This is a genomic window from Streptomyces sp. NPDC008092 (assembly GCF_042957285.1).
Taxonomy (GTDB): Bacteria; Actinomycetota; Actinomycetes; order Streptomycetales; family Streptomycetaceae; genus Streptomyces.
Window position 1 is genome coordinate 74,731 of record NZ_JBIBHY010000020.1, and the last position, 20,101, is coordinate 94,831.

Here is a 20,101-nt window from a genome sequence, read left to right on the forward strand (position 1 = left end):
ATGCCAGATATTCCGAACGCAGATGTCTTGAAGCCCAAAAGTGTCGACAGTATGGTCCCGGATGAAACCCGCGAGGAGACGGCCATGCAGCAGCTGCCCCAGGGCACCCTCATCCGGCGCGGCGACGCGGCCTACGAACGGGCCCGTCTCGACGCCGTCTGGAACGAACGCAAGCCCGACCGCCACCCCGACGCCATCGCGCTCGCGGAGAGCGAGCCGGACGTCGTCGCGGCCGTCCGGCTGGCCCGCGCCGAGGGATGGCGGGTCGGCATCCGCTCCGGCGGCCACAGCTGGGTCGGCAACGGCGTCCGCGACGGCGGGATGCTGCTCGACCTCTCGCGTCTGACGGAGGTGACCGTCGACCCGGCCACCCGCACGGCGACCGTGCAGCCGGCGGCCACCGGACCGGCCCTGCTCGAAGCCGCCGCCCCGCACGGCCTGTTCTTCCCCACGGGCCACGCCCCGACCGTCGGCCTCGGCGGCTTCCTGCTCGGCGGCGGCTACGGCTGGGACTCCCGCCACCTCGGCCCGGCCTGCCTGAGCATCCGGGCCGTGGACGTCGTCCTCGCCGACGGCACCCTGGTGCACGCCACCGACGCGAACCACCCCGCCCTGCTGTGGGCGGCGCGCGGCAGCGGCCCCGGCTTCTTCGGCGTCGTCACCCGCTTCCACCTCGCCCTGCACCCGGCCCCGAAGCGGCTGCTGCGCACCGTCCACAGCTACCCGCTCCGCCTCCGCGACGAGGTGCTGGCCTGGGCGTACGACATGCTCGAACTGCTCCCGAGGGAGGTGGAGTTCTCGGCCAAGGTCGGCTTCGTGGAAGGCCTCGGCCGGCCCACCGTGTCGGTCACCGCGACCGCCTTCGCCCAGGACGACCACTCCGACCCGCTCGCGCCGCTGGAGACCGCGCCCTTCCGGGCCGAAGCGCTGCGCGCGGTCGTGAGCGCCGGGACGAGCATGGCCGAGCTGTACGGGCACGCCGACCGGATGACCCCGGCCGGGATGCGCTGGGCCCTCGACGGGATCTGGACCGACGAGCCGGTCGACAAGGTGCTGGCCGCGGCCCGGCCGCTGTTCGACGCGGTCCCGGACACCACCAGCCACGTCCTGTGGATGCTGTGGGGCGGCTTCCCGGAACGCCCCGACGCCTGCTGGTCCAGCCAGGCCAAGCTCTACCTCTCGCCCAACGCGGGCTGGACGGACCCCGCCGAGGACCTCCGCCACGAGCGGTGGGCGCACGGTGAACTCGCCGCGATCCAGCACCTGTCGAAGGGGCTGCAGTTCTCCGACAACAACCTCGCGGACCGCTTCGACCACGGGCTGAGCCCCGCCCACGCGGCCCGTCTGGAGGAGATCCGCGCCGTGTACGACCCCGACGGCCTGTTCCGCACCTACCTGACCCCCGCCGAGTCGACCACCGCCTACGCCGCCGCGGGCCCCGCGCGGATGCACTGACCTTCATCTCAAGGAGAGCCGTTCCATGCACACTTCGAGAATCCCGCGGCGCCGCGCCCTCGTCCTGCTCACCGCCCTGGCCGCCACCGCGTCCCTGACGGCCACCGCCTGCGGCGGCGACTCGGCGGCCGGCACGCAGACCGCCGACGGCAAGGTGAAGATCACCGTGCTGCGCTCCAACGGCGCCGTCTTCGAGCCGCTCTACATAGCCGAGCAGCAGGGCTACTTCGAGGACGCGGGCCTGGACGTCACCATCAAGGCCGGCGCCCAGGACACCTCGCAGAACGCGCCCTCCGTCCTCAGCGGCGAGGCCCAGTTCGCGATGACGGACAGCTCCGGCTTCCTCAAGGGCGTGGCCTCGGGCATGGGGATCCGGATCGTCACCGGCCTGCAGTCCGCGACGACGAAGACCGACCCCACCGACGGACTCCTGGTGAAGAAGGGCAGCGACATCACGTCCTTCAAGGACCTGGAGGGCAGGACCGTCGGCCTGTCCGCGCTCGGCGGCACCCTCCAGTTCATCTGCGAGTACCTGACCCAGCAGGCCGGCGGCGACCCCTCGAAGATCAAGTTCGTGGCCCTGCCCACGACGTCGCTCACGGACGCCGCCAAGTCCGGGAAGACGGACGCGGTGTACTCCTTCGGCCCGTTCTACTTCGCCGGCAAGGACAGCGGACTGCACGCCATCGGCAACGGCATGAACGACCTGCCCGGCATGGTCCAGGGCCTGCTCTTCGCCGGCCAGAAGTACCTGTCGGCCAACGGCGACACCGCCAAGAAGTTCATCGACGCCGTCGCCAGGGCCATCACCTACGCCGACGCGCACCCGGCCGCCGTCAAGGCGATCGACAAGAAGTACACGCAGGTCGACGCCGGTTTCATCGACGCGCACGACACCAACTACTACGACAAGAACCTGAACAGCACGATGATGCGCACGGTGATCACGAAGATGCACGAGTTCGGTCTGCTCGACAACGAGCCCAAGGACGACGACGTGTACTGGGACCAGGCCCCCGTGGTGACCTCGTGAAGGACCTCGTGAAGGTCCGCCTCCTCCAACTCGGCGCGCTGGTCTGCGTGCTGGCGCTGTGGGCACTCGTCACGGCGGCGGGCGCGGTGAGCGCGACGGCGCTGCCGGGACCCGCCGCGGTCGCCGGCGCCCTCGGCGACCTGCTGGGCAGCGGGACCTACTGGCAGGCCGTCGGTGACACCCTGGACGGCGCGCTCCTCGGCCTCGCGGCGGCCGTCGCCGTCGGCATCCCGGTCGGCCTGGTCACCGGGGTGTACGCGGCGGCCGAGGAGTCCTCCCGGCTGCTGGTGGAGATCCTGCGCTCCTTCCCGGTCATCGCCCTGCTCCCGGTGTTCCTGCTGGTCCTCGGCTCGACCCCGGGCATGAAGGCCACGGTCGTCTTCATCGCCTGCGTCTTCCCGATCCTGCTCCAGTCCCAGTACGGCGCCCGCAGCGTGACCCCGGCCGTGCACGAGACCGTACGGAGCTACCGCATCCCGCGCCTGCTGCGCTTCCGCCGGGTGATCCTGCCCGGCGCCGTGCCCTCCGTGATGACCGGACTGCGGCTCGCCGCGACCACCTCCGTGCTGGTCGCCATCGGCGTGGAGGTGCTCACCACCCTCCCCGGCATCGGCCACATGATCATGGAGTCGCAGCAGGGCGGCGCCTCGGACCGGGCCTACGCCTACATCCTCACGGCGGGCACGATCGGCTACTCGATCACCCTGCTCGCCCAGTACGCCGAACGCCGGCTACTGCGCGGGCGGCCCCCGGCCAGGGCGGGTGAGGCGGCATGACCGGCCGTGCGGCGATACGCCAACTCTGGCTCCCCGCACTGGTGTTCGTGATCCTGCTGCTCTCCACCGCGGGCAGCACCAGCTTCTACTTCCCGCCCCTGACCACGGTCCTGCACACCCTGTGGGACCAGCTCGCGGGCGGCGGCCTCCTCGACGACCTCTGGTTCAGCCTCCGCAACATCGTCCTCGGCCTGGCCCTCGCCACCGTCGTCGGCGTCGCCGCGGGCCTGGTCATCGGCGAGGTCCGCACCCTGCGCCTGGCCCTCGGCCCGCTCCTCGACTTCGCCCGCGCCACCCCGACCGTCGGCTTCGTGCCGGTCATCATCCTCACCCTCGGCATCGGCTCCGGCCCCAAGGTCTTCCTGATCTTCCTGGGCTCGCTCTGGCCGGTCCTGCTCAACACCGTGGCCGGGGTGGGGCAGATCAACCCCGCCGTGCACGAGACGGCCCGCGGCTACCGGATCCCCTGGCACCTCCAGCTCCGCCGGGTGGTCCTGCCGGGCGCCCTGCCGCAGATCTTCGCCGGCATCCGGGTCGCCCTGTCCGTCGCCGTCGTCCTCATGGTCGTCAGCGAGATCTACGGCTCTCCGATCGGCCTCGGCAACTTCATCCTGCAGAGCGGATCGAGCTTCCACGTCGCCGAGACCTGGGCCGGCACCCTCCTCATCGGCGTCCTCGGCTACGGCCTGAGCGTGCTGCTCCTGCTCGGCGAGCACGCCCTGCTGGGCTGGTACCACCAGCGGGCGCCCGGAACGCGCCGATCCCTGCCCACCGTGTCCGCCCCGAAGAAGAGCAACGGAGTGGTCGTATGACCCGCGGATCCGCCCTCCACGTCGAGGACCTCTGCATGACCTTCGGCCAGGGCGGCCCGCAGGAGCACCGGGTGCTCGCCGGGTTGAACCTGCGGGTGGACCCGGGGGAATCCGTCTGCGTCGTGGGCCCCTCCGGCGCCGGCAAGACCACCCTGCTGCGCTGCCTGGCCGGACTCACCCCGCCCACCTCCGGCACCGTCCGCTACGGCGACCAGCGCCTGACCGGGCCGCACGCCGACATCGCCGTGGTCTCCCAGGACTACCGGGGCTCCCTGCTGCCCTGGATGCGGGCCTGGGACAACGTGGCCTTCCCCCTCCAGGGGCGGGGCGTGAGAAAGGCGGCTCGGAGGGCGACCGCCCTTGAGTGCCTGGACGCCGTCGGCCTCGCGGACGCCGGCGACAAGTACCCCTGGCAGCTCTCCGGCGGCATGCAGCAGCGCGTCGCCATCGCCCGCGGCCTCGCCTACGACGCGCCCGTACTGCTCATGGACGAGCCGTTCGGCTCGGTCGACGCCCAGTCCCGCTTCGACCTGGAGGACCTCACCCTCCAGCTGCGCCGCGGCCTCGGCATCACCGTCGTCGTGGTCACCCACGACATCGACGAGTCCGTCTACCTCGGCGACCGAGTCATCGTGCTCGGCGGCCGCCCGACGGCCGTACTCGACACCCTGACCGTGCCGTTCGGCACCGACCGCGACCAGCTCACCACCCGCGCCGACCCGCGCTTCGCGGAACTGCGCACCAGAGTGCTGGCCCGGATCCGCGGCGAGCGCCTCGACCAGGACGCCGAGCCGGCCCGCAACTGACCCACCGCATCACCGAGCAGGGGGGCGTGCGCCCGCGGGCGCCACGCCCGGCTCACCCCTGCCCGCGCCTCCCCGTGTCGCCGACCGGCGATGCCCCCTGCCCCCGACACCGGAAGACAAAGGAGTCCACAGTGCTGCCCACCGACAGGACCGAGCAGGAGACCACTTCAGCCGCCACCGGCCTGCTCGACCGGCCCGTCGCCAACCGGGCCCGCCCCCGCGCCCTCATCGTCGCGGTGGCCGCCGCCCTCGCCCCCGCCCTGCTCGCCCCCGCCACCGCACAGGCCGCCGGAGCGAAGAAGGCGAGGAAGCCCAAGAAGGCCGACGAGACCACGATCACCGTCGGCTCCGACGAGACCCTCACCCTCACCGAGACCACCACCGCGACCGAACTGGTGATCGAGGAGGGCGGTGTCATCACCGTCGACGACGGCTACAGCCTCAGCCTCACCGTCAACGGCGTGGAGACCGGCAGCGAACTCGCCGCGCTCACCGACGGATACGGCGGCGTCGCCACCGCCATCGCGGCCGGCACCTACACCGGCACCGTCGTCCTGAACGTCGCCGAGGCCACCGACGTCGCCTACTCCACCCTCACCTTCCCCTTCCGGCAGGCCATCTACGTCGACGCCGACGGCGTCGACGAGGACAAGTCCGTCCCCTCCGACGTGCTGGACGGCACCGTCACCGACACCGGGGCCTCGGACATCACGCTGCTCTCCGACGGCGAGGCCTTCAACGGCGTCTACGTCGCCGGTGGCGGCAGCTACACCCTCACCGACCCGACCATCGCCTTCGACGGAAACGGCCGCTGCGACTTCGTCGGCTACGGCGCCGCCGTGGTCGGCACCGGCTCGGGCACCACCCTCGTCCTGGACGGCGCGAACATCAGCAACGTGGGCGTGGTCCGTACGGCGGTCATCGCCGACGCGACGGCCAACGTGATCGTCAAGAACTCCACCATCAAGTGCGCCGACGGCGTCGTCCCCGCCGAGTACCCGGCGGCCGGCACCGGAGACACCCGCTACATGATCACCGTGCCGTGGATGCTGGGCATCTCCGGCAACGTCCGCGCCACCAACCTGCTCGGCGCCAGTACCAAGGCGACGTACATCAACTCCTCCGTCTCCTCGGAGAAGTGGGGCGCCCTGTCGGTCGACGGCGGCAGCTACTGCACCCTCACCGCCATCAACAGCACCATCGCCAACACCGGCGGCCAGGGCTACGGCAGCTACGCCATCGGCAACGTGACCGAGCACTTCCTCGGCTGCACCTTCGACGTCGGCGACTACGCCCTCATCCACTGGGGCGCCTCGGCGCACTACGGCGACAGCACCAAGGACGCGGTCTCGGACCTCAACGACTCCCTCTCCCTCGGCCTCACCTCGGCCGAACTGGACGACCTCCCCGTCCAGTCGACCACCATCGACGCCGGCCGGTTCATGGTCATGTGGTACGCGGCGGGATCGGTCGCGATCGACGGCGGCACCCAGGTCAGCACCGGCGAGACCACCTTCATGTGCAAGGCGGTCGCGGGCACCGTCACCGTCGACGGCTCCGACGGCGCCACGATCACCACCGGCAACGGCGTCCTCTTCCAGCTGATGGACACCGACCGCCCGAGCAGCGTCACGGTGTCGGGCAAGCCCTGGTCCAGCGAGACGACCGGCACCTACACCGAACCAACCGGCTCCCCGGCCAAGTCGTCCAGCTGGGACCCGACCACCTCCCAGTCCACCGACGCCAAGGGCACCTTCACCGACATCGCCCTGACCGGCGACTTCTACAACTCGGTCCGGGGCGGCGGCAACGCGAGCCTCCAGGGCCAGAACCTCGCCCTCTCCTTCACCCGCACCACGGTCGAGGGCGTGATCTCGGCGAGCACGGCCATGCACAGCGTCTCCACCATCACCAGGACGGAGTACCGCGAGATCAGCGAGGTCACCAACACCCCGGGCGCGGTGGTCAACAACGGCGTCCTGGTGACCCTGGGCGAGTCCTCGACCTGGACGGTGACGGGCACGTCGTACCTCAGCGCCCTCACCCTGGCCTCGACCGCGTCGATCACGGCCCCGAACGACAGGACGGTGACCCTGACGGTCGACGGCACGGAGACCGACATCGAGCCGGGGAGCAGCTACACCGGCGCCCTCGCCTTGACGGTGTCGTAAGCAGACCAACAGAAGTGAACCGGCCCCCGGGTATGGATGCGAACCGAATCCCGGGGGCCGGAGCTTTCAAACAAGGGGCTGGGCAACGTCCTAGGGGCGCGGGGAACTGCGCGACCAGCCACACACGACCCGCACCCGGCGTACCACCCTTACGCCCCAATCATGTTGTATCCCCCGTCAGCCACCAGGAAGCCCCCGGTGATGTGCCCGGCATCCTCGGTCGCCAGAAACAGCGCAGCTCCCGCCAGTTCCTCGGGCCCGGGTATCCGGCCGAGCGGCGTGGCCGCCCTGAGCGCATCCCCCCGCCCGCTCTTCCAGTCCTCCCGCCCCAGCGTCGCCGCCGTCTCGATGAACCCCGGCGCGAAGACGTTCACCCGCACCCGCGGCGCGAACGCGTGCGCATAGGACTTGGTCAGGCCGATGATCCCGTACTTCGCAGCCGCGTACTGCGGCGCCCGCGCACTGCCCCGCACCACCACCGTCGACCCGATGTTCACGATCGCCCCACCCCCTTCCTGCTCCAGCATCCGCCCGCCGAACTCGTGGGTGCACAGCAGCGTCCCCTTGATGTCCACGGCGAGCACATGGTCGACCGACTCCTCCGTGACGTCCCGCCAGGACATCTGCTCACGCGCGACGTCCCCCACGTTGTTGACCGCCACGTCCAGCCGCCCGAAGTGCGCCCACACCTCCTCCGCGAGCCGGGTGATCTGGGCGTGCTCGGAGATGTCGGCCCGGACGACGAGCGCCTTGCGGCCGAGCGCGGTCACGCGCTCGGCCGTGGCCTCGGCCCCCGCGCGGGAACCGCGGTAGTGGACGGCGACGTCGGCCCCCTCCCGCGCCGCCCGCACGGCGATCTCCGCACCGAACCCGGTGCCGGCACCGGTGACGAGCACGGTCTTCCCGGCGAAACGTTCGAACACGGCGGTCATACGGCCTCCAGAGCCATCGTGGACGGGAATTCAGACGAGCGTCCGGCCGCCGTCGACGTACAGCACCTGCCCGGTGACGAACGCCGCGGCGTCGGACGCGAGGAAGAGGACGGGCCCGGTCAGATCGGCCGGTACACCCAGCCGTCCCGCCGGAACCAGGGACTCCAGCGACGCCCGGACCCCCGCCCCGGCGAGGTACGCACGCGTGAGGTCGGTCTCGGTGTAGCCGGGCGCGACCGCGTTGACGGTGACCCCGCTCGCCGCCCACTCGCGGGCCATGACCCGCATCAACTGGTCGACACCGCCCTTGGTCGCGGCGTACGGCGCGTGGTCCGCGTGGGCGAGCCGCCCCGAGACGGAGGACAGATAGACGATCCGGCCGTGTCCGGCGGCCACCATGACCCCACCCACGGCCCGCCCCAGCCAGAACGCGCTGTCGAGGTTGACCGCGGTGATCCGCTCCCACACCTCGTCCGGGGTGTCCAGCACCGGCCGCCGGTCGTTCACCCCCACCGCGTGCACGAACACGTCGATACCGCCGAGCAGTTCCACCGCGTTGTCGACCGCGACCCGGCAGGCGTCCGCCGATGTCAGGTCGGCGGACAGCCCCTTGACGGGGCCGGGCCCCACCAGCCGGTCCAGCCGGTCCAGCCGGTCCTCGTCCACGTCCAGGACGACCACCGCCGCTCCCGCCCGTGCGAACTCTCCCGCGACCGCCGCGCCGATCCCGCCGGCCCCGGCGACCAGTGCCCGGCTCCCCGTGAAGTCCCATGTCGTCCGCATGCCTCGGACGGTAGGTCACCGTGCCGATTTGTGTCCACACTTTGCGCACCTATTGACGGCCGGAACGGCTCGGGACAGGCTGTCTGTCGACAGTTGAGGGAGGTCTGATGAAACTGGTGACGTTCTCCGACGGCCGGGACGACGGACTGGTGGGCCGGCTCGACGGAGACACCGTCGTGGAACTGGAAGTGCCCTCCACCCGCGCCTGGTTCGAGCGGGAGGGGCAAGTCGTTGAGACGGGAAGGACGTTCGCGCTCGCCCAGGTCCGGCTGCGCGCGCCGATCGTGCCGAAGAAGTTCTTCCACACCGCCGGCAACTTCCGTGAGCACCACGAGGACCTGGCCCGCGTGGACTGGTCCCACCCGGTCAACAAGGGGATCGTCTTCTTCCAGAACGTCGACGCGGTCATCGGCCCCGACGAGCCGATCGTCTACCCGGCGAACCTCACCCGGGAACTCGACTACGAACTCGAACTCGCCGTCGTCATCGGCAGGCCGGGCCGCTTCTTCTCCGCGGAACAGGCCGTCGAGCACATCGCCGGGTACGTCATCTTCAACGACATCACCGCGCGGGACATCCAGCGCCGCGAGATGGAGTCGGGGGTCTTCTCCTTCTCCAAGGCCATCGAGACCTTCTGCCCGCTCGGGCCGTACATCGTCACCGCCGACGAGATCGCCGACCCGCACGCCCTGGACATGGAGCTGAGGGTCAACGGCGACGTGCGCCAGAAGTCCAGCACCGCCCGGATGTCGGTCTCCCTCCCGCAACTGGTCGCCTACCACTCCCCGCAGACCTACAGCGCCGGCGACCTCGTCACCACCGGCACCGTGGCGGGCGTGGCGGCGAGCACCGAGGACCCGTTCGCCCACTACCTCAAGCCCGGGGACGTCGTCGAGGCGGAGATCGAGGGCCTGGGCGTGCTGCGCAACCCGGTGGTCTCCTGGAGAGAGGCGTACGGCGAGGACGAGCCGCCCGCCGGGCACTGGGTGTGATCGCCGGATGCGCCTCGCACGCCTCGCCGGCCGTACCGTCCTGCTGACCCCGGACGGCGCCGTCGGCGTACCGGCCGCCCTCGCCGCCGACCCCTTCGCCCGCTGGGACGACCTGCGCCTGTGGTCCGCCGCCGCGACCGGCGCCCGCCCCTACGACGAGGCCGACCTGGAGCCCCCGGTACCGGCCCCCCGCCAGATCTTCGCCGTCGCCCTCAACTACCGCCCGCACACCACCGAGGCGGGCTACGAGGAACCCGAAGTCCCCCTCGTCTTCACCAAGTTCGCCACCTGTCTCACCGGTCCGCACACCACGGTCACCCTCCCGACCGGCCATGTCGACTGGGAGCTGGAACTGGTTGCCGTCATCGGCCGCGAGGCCCACCGGGTGCCGGAGGAGAAGGGCTGGGACCCGGTCGTCGCGCTCACCGTCGGCCAGGACCTCTCCGAGCGGATCAGCCAACTCGCCGGCAGGCCAGCCCAGTTCTCGCTCGGGAAGTCCTATCCGGGCTTCGGTCCGATCGGACCCGCGCTGGTCAGCCTCGACGAGCTCGACGACCCGGACGACCTGGAGCTGACCTGCCAGCTCAACGGCGAGACCGTCCAGCACGACCGCACCTCGAACATGATCTTCCCGATTCCCCGGCTGGTCGCCCACCTCAGCCGGTTCTGCACGCTCCTCCCCGGCGACCTGATCTTCACCGGGACCCCGGCGGGCGTCGGCAACCGCCGGATCCCGCAGCGCTTCCTGACCCCCGAGGACGAACTGGTCAGCAGAATCGGGGGAGTCGGCGAGATGCGGCACCGCTTCTGGAGGCCGAGGACCCCATGACCAGCACCCTCTTCACCGACGTCCACGTCTTCGACGGCACCGGCCACGACCCGTTCCCCGCCCAGGTCCTGGTCGAGGGCAACCGCGTCACCGCGGTCGCCGAGCACATCCCGCGCGACCTGGCCGCCGCCGCCCGGGTGATCGACGGAGGCGGCGGCACCCTGCTCCCCGGACTCGTCGACGCCCACACCCACCTCGGCTTCGGCTCCACCGTCGAGCACCTCTCCCGGCGCCGCGACGAACCAGCCGAGGAGAAGGCCCTGTTGGTCGCGCACGCCGGCCGGGTCCTCCTCGACCACGGCATCACCAGCGCCTACTCCGGCGGCAACCGGCTGCCCGGCACGGAGGTCGCCGCCCGCAAGGCCTTCGCCGAGGGCTGGATGCCCGGACCGCGCCTCAAGGCCGCGTCCTGGGAGGGCAGCGCGGGCATGGTCGAGCCCGGTGTCTACGACTTCCCCGGCACCGACGGCCGCGCCTCCGACCCCGGCTCGGTCGCCCGGTTCGTCGCCGACATGGCCGGACTCGGCGTCGACATCGTCAAGCTGTCCCTCTCCGGCGAGAGCGCCGTCGTCCAGGGCACGTCCCGGATCGTGCAGTTCACCGACGAGGAGGTGGCCGCCGCCGCGCACGCCGCCGAGAAGCACGGCGTCTGGCTCACCGCACACGCCCATGCCGCGGAGTCGGTCAGGATGGCCGTACGGCACGGCATCCGCGCCGTATACCACTGCACCTTCGCCGACGAGGAGGCCCTCGACCTCCTCCGGGCCGCCCGCGACCGGATCTTCGTCGCGCCGACCCCCGGCATCATCCACGCCAACCTCCACGAGGCCGGCGGCGAACCCGAGCCCGGCATGGAGGTCGAGGCCACCCGGGACGCGGTGTGCGCGGTGGTACCCGAACTCGTGGCGCGGGGGGTCAGGGTGGTCCCCGGCGGCGACTACGGGTTCGCCTGGAACCCGGTCGGGCGCAACCTGCGGGACCTGGAGCTGTTCGTGGACTGGTTCGGCTTCACCCCGGCCGAGGCACTGCGCGCGGCGACCGGGTACGGCGGCCAGGTGATGGGGATGGGGGAGGAGCTGGGGCTCGTCCGGGCGGGGTACCTCGCCGACCTGGTGCTCGTCGACGGCGACCCGCTGGCCGACATCAGGATCCTCCAGGACCCCGACCGGCTGCGGGTGATCATGAAGGACGGCGCGCTGCACAAGGCGGCCGGATGACCGGGGCACGTGTGCGCGGCGGGCGGCTGGCGGGGGAGCGGGACGGCGGGGTGGCCGTCTTCCGCGGCATCCCGTTCGCCGAACCGCCCGTCGGCGAACTCCGCTGGCGGCCCCCGCGTCCCGCCGCGCCCTGGGACGGCGAGCGCCGGGCCGACACCTTCGGACCGGCCCCGCTGCAACCCCAGCCGCCCCGCGACTCGCTCATGTACCACGCCAACTTCGCCGACCGGCGGGCGCTGGTGATGAGCGAGGACTGCCTCTACCTGAACGTGTGGACCCCGGACCCGGCGCCGGGCGCCCGGCTGCCCGTGCTGGTCTGGATCCACGGCGGCGGCAACCGCTACGGCCACGGCGGCCAGGAGATCCACCAGGGCCGTGCGATGGCCCGGCGCGGCCTGGTCTTCGTCACCCTCAACCACCGGCTCGGCGCCCTCGGCTTCCTGGCCCACCCCGGACTCGCCGCCGAGGACGACCTGGACGCCACCGGCAACTACGGTCTGCTCGACATCGTCGCCGCCCTCACCTGGGTGCGCGAGAACATCACGGCCCTCGGCGGCGACCCCGGCCGGGTCACCCTCGCCGGCAACTCCGCCGGTGCCGCCCACGTCTGCCACCTCATGGCCGCGCCGGCCGCCCGGCACCTCTTCCACGCGGCGATCGGCCAGAGCGCCGCGGGCGTCGGGCGGGCCGAGGGGCCGCTGCCCGGCCGGCTCGCCGCGCGGCAGCAGGGGCTGCGCTGGGCGGCGGACCGTGGCCTCGACGAACTGCGCCGCCTGGACGGCGCCGGACTCGTCCTCAAGGGGCACTTCGGGCCGGTCGTGGACGGCCGGGTCCTCACCGAGCCGAGCGACGACGTCTTCGCCGCCGCCCGGCAGCACGCCGTGCCGCTGCTCGTCGGCACCAACGACGACGAGGGCTCGGTATACGCCACGCCGGACATCCTGCGCCGGCTGCCCGTCGAGCCCGGCACGGACGCGGTGTACCCGCTGCGCGACGCCGCCGAAGCCCGCCGTACGGCACGGCGGTTCACCGGCGAGAGCCGGTTCGGCCACCCGGTGTGGCACTGGGCGCGGACGCACGCGGCGGTCGCGCCCACCTGGATGTACCGCTTCACCCGGACCCCGCCCCTGCCACCGGACCTGCCCCTCGCCCCGCCCCGCGACGGACTGCCCGGTTACGGCGTCCACCACACGGCCGAACTGCCGTACGTCCTCGACACGTTGGCGGCGCGCGCCTGGCCCTGGACCGACGCCGACCGGGAACTGGCCCGCACCATGGCCGACACCTGGGCCCGCTTCGTCACCGACCACGACCCGAACGGGGGCACGCTGCCCGCCTGGCCGGAGTTCACGGGGGAGCGGGCGATGGTGTTCGGGGCCGGCGGGGCGGCGGTCGGGCCGGTCCAGCGGCTCGACGCCCTGCGCCTGCTGGCCCGCCTGCCCCGCCCGCTGCCCGGCTGACCCGACCGTACGGACGGAAGGAACCCCCCATGGCACGTCTCCCCGGCACCGACGGCAGCGGCGAGATCGCCGACCGCGTCCGGGCCCGGCGCGGTGGCAGCCTGCATCCGCTCGACCGGATGCTGCTGCACAGCCCGCCACTGGCCGACGGCTGGAACAGCCTGCTCGGTGCCGTACGGGAGCGGCTGTCGCTCCCCGCCGATCTCCGCGAACTGGTCATCCTGCGGATCGCGGTCCTCAACCGGGCGCCGTACGAATGGGCGGCGCACGAGCCGGACGCCCGGCGGGCCGGGCTCGGTGACGTGCAGCTCGCGGAAATCCGCAAGGAGAGACCGGAGTTCGAGGGACGCACCGCGCGGGTCGTCGCCTTCACCGACGCCATGACCCGTGACGTCCGGGTCCCGGACCCGGTGTTCGACGCCCTGCGCGCCGACTTCGACGAGACCGGGCTCGCGGAGCTGACGGCGACCGTGGCGGTGTACAACATGGTGTCCCGGTTCCTGGTCGCCCTGGACGTCCAGCCCCAGACGGCTGTCGACAGACGGCGGGGGATCGGGGTTCTGGGCGATACCGGAGTGGGATAGTGTCGACACCGATGGATCCGCTGTGAACCCGGCACCGGGCCGGGCACGGACCGGGAGGCCGCCGGATGACCGATCAGGACACGCATGTCGTGCTCGCCCGCCTGCTGCGGCTGCGGGACCGGCGGGAGCCGCTGGTCGCGCAGATCGCCGAGTGGGTGGGCGCCGGCATCATCGAGGGCCGGCTGGCCGCGGGCCAGGACCTCAACAGCGTCGACCTGTCACGGCGGTTCGACACCAGCCGCACCCCGGTCCGCGAGGCCCTGATGCTCCTGGAGCAGGAGGGCCTGGTCGAGATGAAGGCGCGCCGCCGGCCCCGGGTCGCCGCGCCCTCCCTCCAGGACATCCGGGACATCTACCAGGTCCGCCGCCAGCTCCTGTCGATGCTCGCCGCCCTGCTGGTGGAGCGGGCCACCGACGAGGAGATCGGCGAACTGCGCGGCCGGGTCGAGAAGATGCGCGGACTGGCCGACGAGGGCGACGTGGACGCGTACTTCTGGAGCCATGTGCAGCTCCAGGAGCGGATGACCGAGATCGTCGGCAACGCCACCCTCAAGCAGATCCTCGACTCCCTGGCGCTGCGCACCCTGATGCTCCGCCACCTCAGCCTGACCCGCCCCGGCCGGCTCGCCTACAGCGTCGACGACCAGGAACGGCTGATGCAGGCCTGCGAGGAGCGCGACGGCGAGCTGGCCGCCGCGCTGATCGCGGGGGCGACGGTCCGGGCGCTGCGCTCGGTGGAGGAGCAGATCCAGGAGCAGGAGGCCGGCCGCAAGCCGGCCCGCCGCCGGCGCACTCCGTCGACGTGACGGCGGCCCGGGGGGCCCGCCGCCCGCCGCGCCCCGGCCCTCACACGGCCAGCACGCCGCCGTCCACCGGGAAGTTCCCGCCGGTGACCCACGCCGACTCGTCGGATGCCAGGTAGACCGCGCACCAGGCGATGTCCTCCGGAGTGCCGACCCGGCCCAGCGGGATGCGGGCGAGGAGGGCCGTCCGGGCCGCTCCCCGGTGCGCGCCGGCCGACTCGGTGGCCGGCGTGCGGACCATGCCGGGGGAGACGGTGTTGGCCCGGATCCCGGACGGGCCGCCCTCCACGGCGAGCTGCCGGGTCAGGCCGAGCACCGCCGACTTGCCCGCGCAGTGCGCGACCATGCCGAAGGTACCGCTGCCCCGGAAGGCGTTCACCGAGGCGAAGTTGACGATCGAGCCGCCGCCGGAGGCCACCAGGTGCGGCCAGGCCGCCCGCACCGGCAGGAACACCACGTCGACCTCGCCGTGCAGGGTCGGCGTCCACTGCGCGTCGAAGTCCATCTCCGCCGCGCTCGCCATGTGCGGGGCGATCGCGCCCGCCGTGACCAGCACGTCGATCCGGCCGTACCGCTCGAACACCGAGTCCGCGTAGCGCCGGGTGTCCGCCGGGACCGTCATGTCCAGCGGCGCCATGACCTCCACCTCCACCCCGCGGTCGGCGGCCAGTTCCCGGGTGCGCCCGGCCGCGGCCGCGTCGATGTCGCAGCCGACCACGGTCGCGCCCTGCTCGGCGAAGAGCAGCGCGCAGCCCTGCCCGATCCCGGCGCCCGCACCGGTGACGAGGGCGACCTTGCCCGAGAGGCGCTGTCCGGGCCGGGGATCGGTCATGGCGTGCTCCTCGTCTCGTGGAAAGGCCCTGCGCTCACTGTCTAGTGTCGACAGTAGGGCTCGGTCAAGGGTCTTCGTGTCATTCACAGCCCAAGGTGTCGACACTGAGCCGTCCTTCGGGCAGACTGCGGGCCCGGCGGGAACGGCCGCGCAGCCGGCGCGGCAGCTGTGGGCGCGTGTCCAGAGAAGTCACAGGCCGGCATTGGCCGGAGCAAAGACGCGCACCTTACGTTCCGTTGAAGGCCCGGTCACGCGGCGCACTGCCCCCTGAACTGCCGCGTGGCCGGCCGTCCAGCCATCGAGTCGACGGAGGGCCGCCCCGTGACCGTCTTACCGCCGCGCCGGCAACCCCTCGGCGCGGGGCAGTTGACGCGAACCGCCCGCGAGGCCTCGCCGACCGGCCCGGCCCGCCGGGTCGATGTGTTCCGGGAGGTCCGCCGGTGACCGGAACCTCGCGAACGGCTGCCGCCGGCACTTCCACTGCCGGCGGCAGCCTGCTCAGGAGGCCCGGGCGGCCACTAGCTGTCCGTGACCATGAGGGCCGCCATCATGCCCTCGTCCTCGTGCTGCAGCAGATGGCAGTGGAGCATGTACATGTACGTGTCGTCGGAGAAGTCCGTGAACTCCATGGCGATCACGATGGAGCCGCCGCCGACCACCTCGTACGTGTCGTACCAGCCGAGTTCGACGCCGGTCGGGTCCTCGCCGTTGATGGAGATCAGCTGGTACGGCACGTCGTGCAGGTGGAACGAGTGTTCCAGCTGTGTGCTGTTCTTGATCGTCCAGATCTCCTTGGACCCCAGCGTGGTGCTGATCATCGCCATGGATGCCATGGTCGTGCCGGCCGATCCGTTGATCAGCATGGTGGCGCCGCTCTGGCCGAGGGTGATGGTCCGCGCGGTGAAGTCGCTGGTGTCGTACCGGTCGATGGTCCGCAGCGAGCTGGGCAGATCGTCCGGGGTGTCGGTGCCGCTCGCGGTGACGGTCAGGAAGTCGTACGTGCCGCTGCCGCCGCGGACCCAGCCGGTGGTGATGACCGCCTGGAGGGTCACATCGTCCGACATGTCCATGACCATCTCGGCGCGGGCGCCGGCCACCAGCCGGATCGTGGTCACGTCCGCCGCCTCGGCCAGGTATCCCTGGTCGGAGGCGATCTGGGTCATGGTGCCGCCGTCGCTGCGCTGGATCGTGATGATGTCCGACGGCGAGGCGTTGAGCAGCCGGAACCGGGTCCGGGTCTTGGTCGCGGTGAAGGTGAGGGTGGTGTCGTCGACGTTGGTGCCGTTGACCAGCAGCGGGTAGCTCAGGCCGCTGCTGAGGTAGCCGGTGAGGTCGTACTTGATGTCACCGGAGCTGTCGACGGCCAGGCACTGGAAGATCAGCGGGATGTCGTCTGTGCCGTAGGTGGTGGGCAGGTCGGCGCTGGTGGTGTTGTCGCTGTCGTCGACGATGATCATGCCGGCCAGGCCGTGCACCGCCTGCTTCGCCGTGGTGCCCAGCGCGTGCGGGTGGTACCAGAGCGTCATCGGCTCGTCCTTGACCGTGAAGGTCGGCGACCAGGTCTCCCCGTCGGCGAAGGCGACCTGCGGACCGCCGTCCATCTTGGGCGGGACGTGCGCGCCGTGGAAGTGGACCGTGGTGGACTCGCCCAGGTTGTTGGTGATGTTGAGCACGTTGGTGTTGCCCTTGGTCCACTTCATGGTGGGGCCGAGGAACGACTGGTTGTAGCCGGCGGTGGTGCTGGTGACGCCGCTGAGCACCTCGGCGCTGCCGGTCTTCGCCTCCAGCGTGAACGTGGTGGTGCTGTCGGAGGTGGTGCCCTCCAGGAGGTCCGGGATGTTCAGGGTGGCGGTGTTGGTCGCCGCACCGGCCTTGTTGCCCTTCGCGTCGGTCAGCAGGGCGAAGGTGGAGCCGGCCGCCGCGACGGCACCCAGACCGACCCCGGCCATGCCGCCGAGGAACTTCCGGCGGTGAACGCCCTTGCCGCGCTTGGCCGTTCCCTCCTTGGCGTGCTCGGCGTCCGTGACACGCGCCGCCTTGGCGTGCTCGGTGCCCTTGGCGCGCCGGCGCCTGCCGCCGGTGGCCTGCTCTTCGTTCCTGTCCGCCTCGAAGGCGGGATCTGTGGTGTGGGTCATGGTCCGGGATGTTTGACCTGGGGACTGTGTGAAATCTGAGGCGAAATTAGGAGCGAACCCGCGGGACTGTGAGGCGGCCGTGGACGCTGGTAATACTTAACTCCCTTGAAGGAAAGCCGAGTTGAGCAGACGCAGCTGGCGCCCGGGGTGCGGGACGCAACGGACACAGGCAGCGTGCAGCACGGGCACAGGATAACGATTGAGTCACGGGCGGAACTCGGGGTCAGGCCTGTCCGACGCGCCGAACAAGCCCCATGTAGCGACCCCAGTCCCAGTGCTTCCCCGGGTCGGTGTGATCCGTCCCCGGCACCTCCACATGACCGATCACGTGCTCGCGGTCCATGGCCATTCCGTACCGCCGGCATATCGCGGCCGTCAGCCGTGCCGAGGCCGCGTACATCGCGTCGGTGAAGTCCTCCGGGCGGTCCACGAACCCCTCGTGCTCGATCCCGACACTGCGCTCGTTGTACGACCTGTTCCCCGCGTGGAACGCCACGTCCAGCTCGCGGACCAGCTGGGTGATCCGCCCGTCCTTGCGCACGATGTAGTGCGCCGCCGCCTCGTGCGCCGGGTCCTGGAAGGCCTTCACCGCGCTCGCGTAGCCGCCCTGGGTGACGTGGACGACCACCCGGTCGATCGGGTAGTCGGACGGCCGGTCCGCCGTCCGGTAGTTGGCCGGGGACGCCGCCACCCAGCGCGCGCCCGTGAAGTCCACCGCGCCCGCCACCCGCGCCTTGCGCACCCCCGGCAGCCGCCAGTACAGCCGCGCCAGCTCGTCCCTGGTCAGCGCCACCGTGCCCGCGGCCGCAGCCGCCCCGCCGATCAGCAGCGCCCGCCGTCCGAGCCTGCGGTCACCGTCACTCGCCACTGTCCGAAATCACCCCCACGTGATCCCCAACGGATACTCGCGGGCCCCGGTTCCCGCGCCCCCGTACCCTGGAGGGGCTATGACTGACACCCCGCAGCGCACCCGCCCCCTCCGCGTCCTCGCCGCCATGTCGGGCGGCGTGGACTCCGCCGTCGCCGCCGCCCGTGCGGCCGAGGCCGGCCACGACGTCACCGGCGTCCATCTGGCGCTCTCCGCGAACCCCCAGTCCTTCCGTACGGGCGCGCGGGGCTGCTGCACCATCGAGGACTCCCGCGACGCCCGCCGCGCCGCCGACGTCATCGGCATCCCGTTCTACGTCTGGGACCTCGCCGACCGCTTCCGCGAGGACGTCGTCGAGGACTTCGTCGCCGAGTACGAGGCCGGCCGCACCCCCAACCCGTGCCTGCGCTGCAACGAGAAGATCAAGTTCGCGGCCCTGCTCGACAAGGCCCTCGCCCTCGGCTTCGACGCCGTCTGCACCGGCCACTACGCGAAGATCGTGACGCTTCCCGACGGCTCCCGCGAGCTGCACCGCGCCTCCGACATGGCGAAGGACCAGTCGTACGTCCTCGGCGTCCTGGACGAGCGGCAGCTCGCGCACGCCCTCTTCCCGCTCGGCGACACCCTCACCACCAAGGACGAGATCCGCGCCGAGGCCGAGCGGCGGGGCCTCGCGGTCGCCAAGAAGCCCGACTCGCACGACATCTGCTTCATCGCGGACGGCGACACCCAGGGCTTCCTCGCGAAGCGGCTCGGCAAGGCCGAGGGCGACATCGTGGACGAGTCCGGCACCAAGGTCGGCACCCACGAGGGCGCGTACGGCTTCACCATCGGGCAGCGCAAGGGCCTGCGCATCGGCCATCCCGCCGCCGACGGCAAGCCCCGCTACGTCCTCGACATCTCGCCGGTGGACAACACGGTGACGGTCGGCCCGGCCGCCGCCCTCGACGTCACCGGCCTCACCGCGATCAGGCCCCGCTGGTGCGGCACCGCCCCCGCCGGACCCGGCGTCTACACCGCCCAGCTCCGCGCCCACGGCGGCGAGACCGAGGTGCGCGCCGAGCCGGTCGGCGGCGAACTGCACGTCACGTTCACCGAGCCGGTCCGCGGCGTCGCCCCCGGCCAGGCGATCGTCCTGTACGACGACACCCGCGTCGTCGGCTCGGCGACGATCGCCTCGACCGTCCGGCGTCAGCCGGTGACGTCCACCTCGTAGAAGCAGAGGTGGTCCTTGATCCGGGCGACGTCGGCCTTCGGCTCGGGGTACGCCCAGACCAGGTCCGGTGCGTCCGGCAGGGACCAGTAGGAGGCGGTCCCCTTGAAGGGGCAGACGGTGTGCGTCTCGGAGGGCGTGAGGAGGTCCAGGCGGACGTCCTCGGCGGGGATGTAGTAACGCACGGGGGAGCCGGTCTCCCGCAGGACGAGGGGCCGGTCGCTCTCGGCGAGGACCAGGTCCCCGTGCGTGACGCGGACGTGCTGCTGCGACTGCTCGATGGTGATCGTGTGTCCTGAGGCCATGTAAGGGTGACGCCGACGGACGCCCACTTGTTCCCGACGCCCGGTGGAGCGCCCCCCTTGGGGGCGCGGGGAACTGCGCGACCAGCCCCCACGCA

19 protein-coding genes are annotated in these 20,101 nt (G+C 71.8%); 13 read left to right on the top strand and 6 right to left on the bottom strand.

Annotated elements, in window-relative coordinates; genetic code table 11:
• Window positions 1-84: 84 nt before the first annotated feature.
• The 6 genes from ACFZB3_RS44060 to ACFZB3_RS44085 all read left to right on the top strand — a co-directional run bounded on the left by ACFZB3_RS44060 (window position 85) and on the right by ACFZB3_RS44085 (window position 7,053).
• The gene (locus ACFZB3_RS44060; protein ID WP_391388042.1) at window positions 85-1,455 is read left to right on the top strand and encodes an FAD-binding protein; all 1,371 of its coding nucleotides are present in this window, start codon (window positions 85-87) and stop codon (window positions 1,453-1,455) included.
• 25 nt (window positions 1,456-1,480) lie between these two features.
• On the top strand, window positions 1,481-2,488 hold the full coding sequence (locus tag ACFZB3_RS44065; RefSeq protein ID WP_391388045.1) for an ABC transporter substrate-binding protein: 1,008 nt from the start codon (window positions 1,481-1,483) through the stop codon (window positions 2,486-2,488).
• Complete coding sequence (locus ACFZB3_RS44070; RefSeq protein ID WP_391388048.1) at window positions 2,485-3,264, top strand: ABC transporter permease subunit; 780 nt, start codon at window positions 2,485-2,487, stop codon at window positions 3,262-3,264. The genes ACFZB3_RS44065 and ACFZB3_RS44070 overlap by 4 nt, the downstream gene beginning before the upstream one ends.
• Entirely contained in the window at window positions 3,261-4,076 is an 816-nt protein-coding gene (locus ACFZB3_RS44075) for an ABC transporter permease subunit (protein WP_391388051.1), read from the top strand. Before ACFZB3_RS44070 ends, ACFZB3_RS44075 begins: the two co-directional genes overlap by 4 nt.
• Window positions 4,073-4,882: an ATP-binding cassette domain-containing protein gene (locus ACFZB3_RS44080; RefSeq protein ID WP_391388053.1), complete on the top strand. Its 810-nt coding sequence runs from the start codon at window positions 4,073-4,075 to the stop codon at window positions 4,880-4,882. The genes ACFZB3_RS44075 and ACFZB3_RS44080 overlap by 4 nt, the downstream gene beginning before the upstream one ends.
• Window positions 4,883-5,013: 131 nt before the next feature.
• The gene (locus ACFZB3_RS44085; RefSeq protein WP_391388056.1) at window positions 5,014-7,053 is read left to right on the top strand and encodes a hypothetical protein; all 2,040 of its coding nucleotides are present in this window, start codon (window positions 5,014-5,016) and stop codon (window positions 7,051-7,053) included.
• Window positions 7,054-7,202: 149 nt separating this feature from the next.
• Here the strand turns inward: ACFZB3_RS44085 and ACFZB3_RS44090 are convergent, their stop codons facing one another.
• Together ACFZB3_RS44090 and ACFZB3_RS44095 are read right to left on the bottom strand one after the other, a co-directional pair.
• On the bottom strand, window positions 7,203-7,985 hold the full coding sequence (locus ACFZB3_RS44090; RefSeq protein ID WP_391388059.1) for an SDR family oxidoreductase: 783 nt from the start codon (window positions 7,983-7,985) through the stop codon (window positions 7,203-7,205).
• A 30-nt stretch (window positions 7,986-8,015) separates the two neighbouring features.
• The gene (locus ACFZB3_RS44095) at window positions 8,016-8,768 is read right to left on the bottom strand and encodes an SDR family oxidoreductase (RefSeq protein ID WP_391388062.1); all 753 of its coding nucleotides are present in this window, start codon (window positions 8,766-8,768) and stop codon (window positions 8,016-8,018) included.
• Window positions 8,769-8,875: 107 nt separating this feature from the next.
• Here ACFZB3_RS44095 and ACFZB3_RS44100 point away from each other — a divergent pair, with 107 nt between their 5' ends.
• From ACFZB3_RS44100 to ACFZB3_RS44125, 6 genes are all read left to right on the top strand, one after another.
• Entirely contained in the window at window positions 8,876-9,760 is an 885-nt protein-coding gene (locus ACFZB3_RS44100; RefSeq protein ID WP_391388066.1) for a fumarylacetoacetate hydrolase family protein, read from the top strand.
• Between the two features lie 7 nt (window positions 9,761-9,767).
• Window positions 9,768-10,589 carry a fumarylacetoacetate hydrolase family protein gene (locus tag ACFZB3_RS44105; protein ID WP_391388068.1) on the top strand — a complete coding sequence of 274 codons (822 nt, stop codon included), beginning with the start codon at window positions 9,768-9,770 and terminating at the stop codon, window positions 10,587-10,589.
• Window positions 10,586-11,806 (top strand): amidohydrolase family protein, encoded by a 1,221-nt coding sequence (locus tag ACFZB3_RS44110; RefSeq protein WP_391388071.1) that lies wholly within the window; start codon window positions 10,586-10,588, stop codon window positions 11,804-11,806. The genes ACFZB3_RS44105 and ACFZB3_RS44110 overlap by 4 nt, the downstream gene beginning before the upstream one ends.
• A complete protein-coding gene (locus ACFZB3_RS44115) occupies window positions 11,803-13,266 on the top strand; it encodes a carboxylesterase family protein (protein ID WP_391388073.1) in 1,464 nt (487 codons plus the stop codon). Before ACFZB3_RS44110 ends, ACFZB3_RS44115 begins: the two co-directional genes overlap by 4 nt.
• Window positions 13,267-13,295: 29 nt before the next feature.
• Window positions 13,296-13,850, top strand: a complete 555-nt coding sequence (locus ACFZB3_RS44120; protein ID WP_391388076.1) for a carboxymuconolactone decarboxylase family protein — start codon at window positions 13,296-13,298, stop codon at window positions 13,848-13,850.
• 65 nt (window positions 13,851-13,915) lie between these two features.
• A complete protein-coding gene (locus tag ACFZB3_RS44125; RefSeq protein ID WP_391388079.1) occupies window positions 13,916-14,656 on the top strand; it encodes an FCD domain-containing protein in 741 nt (246 codons plus the stop codon).
• Between the two features lie 40 nt (window positions 14,657-14,696).
• Here ACFZB3_RS44125 and ACFZB3_RS44130 read toward each other — a convergent pair whose 3' ends face one another.
• The 3 genes from ACFZB3_RS44130 to ACFZB3_RS44140 form a co-directional block, all read right to left on the bottom strand.
• On the bottom strand, window positions 14,697-15,485 hold the full coding sequence (locus ACFZB3_RS44130) for an SDR family oxidoreductase (protein WP_391388081.1): 789 nt from the start codon (window positions 15,483-15,485) through the stop codon (window positions 14,697-14,699).
• 518 nt (window positions 15,486-16,003) lie between these two features.
• Window positions 16,004-17,620, bottom strand: a complete 1,617-nt coding sequence (locus ACFZB3_RS44135) for a multicopper oxidase domain-containing protein (RefSeq protein ID WP_391388084.1) — start codon at window positions 17,618-17,620, stop codon at window positions 16,004-16,006.
• A 223-nt stretch (window positions 17,621-17,843) separates the two neighbouring features.
• A complete protein-coding gene (locus ACFZB3_RS44140) occupies window positions 17,844-18,488 on the bottom strand; it encodes an N-acetylmuramoyl-L-alanine amidase (protein WP_391388088.1) in 645 nt (214 codons plus the stop codon).
• 79 nt (window positions 18,489-18,567) lie between these two features.
• On the opposite strand from ACFZB3_RS44140, the gene mnmA reads away from it, so the two are divergent.
• Window positions 18,568-19,704 carry a tRNA 2-thiouridine(34) synthase MnmA gene (gene mnmA / locus ACFZB3_RS44145; RefSeq protein WP_391388091.1) on the top strand — a complete coding sequence of 379 codons (1,137 nt, stop codon included), beginning with the start codon at window positions 18,568-18,570 and terminating at the stop codon, window positions 19,702-19,704.
• Here the strand turns inward: mnmA and ACFZB3_RS44150 are convergent.
• Entirely contained in the window at window positions 19,680-20,006 is a 327-nt protein-coding gene (locus tag ACFZB3_RS44150; RefSeq protein WP_391388095.1) for a DUF427 domain-containing protein, read from the bottom strand. The genes mnmA and ACFZB3_RS44150 overlap by 25 nt on opposite strands.
• Between the last annotated feature and the right edge of the window lie 95 nt (window positions 20,007-20,101).